The 2,415-nt window shown below is 66.8% G+C and carries 3 protein-coding genes; all 3 read left to right on the top strand.

What is annotated here, in order from left to right:
* The coding region (locus EN884_RS33060; RefSeq protein ID WP_164895318.1) for an ATP-dependent helicase at positions 1-759 on the top strand (759 nt) is incomplete at its 5' end.
* A gap of 8 nt (positions 760-767) precedes the next feature.
* The gene (gene dapB, locus EN884_RS33055; protein WP_063167708.1) at positions 768-1,547 is read left to right on the top strand and encodes a 4-hydroxy-tetrahydrodipicolinate reductase; all 780 of its coding nucleotides are present in this window, start codon (positions 768-770) and stop codon (positions 1,545-1,547) included.
* A 203-nt stretch (positions 1,548-1,750) separates the two neighbouring features.
* A partial coding sequence (locus EN884_RS33050) for an ABC transporter substrate-binding protein (protein ID WP_245492031.1) occupies positions 1,751-2,415 on the top strand: 665 nt, incomplete at its 3' end.

The following is a 2,415-nucleotide window of genomic DNA, read 5'->3' as shown; positions in this document are numbered from 1 at the left end:
TTGCCTGGCATCGGCCCTTCGGCCGCCGCGCAGATCGTCGAGACCATGACGACGGCGCTGGACGAGGCCATGGGGCTGGCCGGCTGGCGTCCGCCGCAACGCGCGGCGGACGACTGGCCTGGCTTCGTCGCGCTCTATTCCGGCCTGCGCGCCGGCGCCAGATGGCCGGCCGACCTCGAACAGATCAGGCTGTGGTACGAGCCGCATCTGGAACGCATCCACGAGGACGCGACGACGCGCCGGGCCGACCTGTTGCAACTTGAGCAGATCGGCTCGGGCTATGCCTCGCGCGAGCGCTTCCTGACCGAACTGACGCTCGATCCGCCGGACGCCACCAGCGACCAGGCTGGGCCGCCGCATCGCGACGAGGATTATCTGATCCTGTCGACCATCCACTCGGCCAAGGGCCAGGAGTGGAAAAATGTCTTCGTGCTCAACACCGTCGATGGCTGCATCCCGGCCGATCTCGGCGTCGGCACCAAGGAGGACATCGAGGAGGAGCGCCGGCTGCTCTATGTCGCGATGACACGGGCCAAGGACAATCTCAACCTGGTCATGCCGCAGCGTTTCTTTCCACATGGCCAGGCGGCGCGCGGCGACCGCCATCTCTATGCCTCGCGCACCCGTTTCATCCCGGCCTCGATCCTCGCCGCGTTCGAACAGATGTCGTGGCCAAGCGCGCTGGCCGCGCAGGGCAGGGCGGCCCGGCCGGAGGTGCGCGTCGACATTGGCGCCCGTATGCGCGGCATGTGGAAATAGCCGAGGCCATGCCGCAGCCGCCGATCAGGATCGCCATCGCCGGCGCGCTCGGCCGCATGGGCCGCCAGATGACGGACGCCGTGCGGGTCGATCCACGGCTGGCGCTCGCTGCGCGGTTCCATCGGCCCGGCGCTGCCGGCGATGGGCTGGTCAGCCGCGAGGAGGCGCTTGCCACGGCCGATGTGGTCATCGACTTCACGACGCCGGCGGCCTCGGCTGACCTGGCAAGGTTTTGCGCCGCCCGCGGCGGGCCGGCCCTGGTCATCGGATCGACCGGTTTCGATGCGACTGAATTCGCCGACATCGCCGAGGCCGCGAAGACCATCGCCATCGTGCGCTCCGGCAGCTTTTCGCTGGGGCTGAACATGCTGGTCGGATTGGTCGAACAGGCGGCGACAGCGCTCGATCCCGAAGACTGGGACGCCGAGGTCTTCGAGGCGCATCACCGACACAAGATCGACGCGCCGTCAGGTACCGCTTTGATGCTTGGCCAGGCCGTGGCCGGCGGCCGCAAGGTCGAGCTCGACGCGGTGGCGCGGCCTGTTCGCGATGGCGCCATTGGCGCGCGGCCTCCCGGTGAGATCGGCTTTGCGGTGCTGCGTGGCGGCAGCATCATCGGCGAACACAGCGTGAGCTTCTGTGCCGAAGGCGAGCTTGTGACCTTGTCGCATGCGGCCGGCGACCGCGTCATGTTCGCCCGCGGCGCCATTGCCGCCGCGCTCTGGCTCGAGGGACGCCCGCCCGGCGAATACGACATGCGCGACGTTCTCGGTTTCGGCGCTCCGTGACCGGCAGCCACAACGGATTCCATTTCAACGGCCGTTAAAACGACTGAAAGCCAGCTGAAAGCTTGGGCGTGCCATGAAGTCATTACGGCGTTCGCCGTGTGACCGGTGCGGGAGCGGCCGGTAAGGAGGAATGCGGCGCAGCCGGGATGGCGCGCCGCCCAAGTGGAGGAAGTTTCGTGACCGGTTTCATCTCGAAGTGCGCCCTGCGCACAGCGGCGCTAAGCCTTGCTATTGCAGCCACAAGCGCCACGGTGGCTTCGGCTGCCGACAAAATCACCATCATCGTCGGCGGCATGGAAAAGCAGATCTATCTGCCTGCCGTGCTCACCCAGCAGCTCGGCTACTTCAAGGACCAGGGGCTCGATGTCGAACTGCTCAACTCGCGCGCCGGGGTCGAGGCCGAAAATGAACTGCTGGCAGGTGCCGTCCAAGGCGTTGTCGGCTTCTACGATCACACCGTCGACCTGCAGTCGAAGGGCAAATACATCCAGTCGATCGTCCAGTTCAGCCAAGCGCCCGGTGAGGTCGAGCTGGTCTCCGCCAAGCACCCGGAGATCAAGTCGCCCGCCGATTTCAAGGGCGCCACGCTCGGCGTCACCGGTCTCGGCTCCTCGACCGATTTCCTGACCCAGTATCTTGCCGTGCGCAGCGGCCTGAAGCCCGGCGACTACACGCTGCTGCCGGTCGGCGCCGGCAACACCTTCATCGCCGCCGTCAAGCAGGACCAGATCCAGGCCGGCATGACCACCGAGCCGACCATCGCCAAACTGCTCAAGACCGGCGAGGCAAGCATCCTGGTCGACATGCGCACGCCCGAAAAGACCAAGGAAGCGCTGGGCGGCGACTATCCGGCGGCGTCCTTCTATGT

The organism is Mesorhizobium sp. M7A.F.Ca.AU.001.01.1.1, from assembly GCF_004022735.1.
In the GTDB taxonomy this organism is placed as follows: Bacteria; Pseudomonadota; Alphaproteobacteria; order Rhizobiales; family Rhizobiaceae; genus Mesorhizobium; species Mesorhizobium ciceri.
This window is presented reverse-complemented; position numbering and strand designations above follow the sequence as displayed.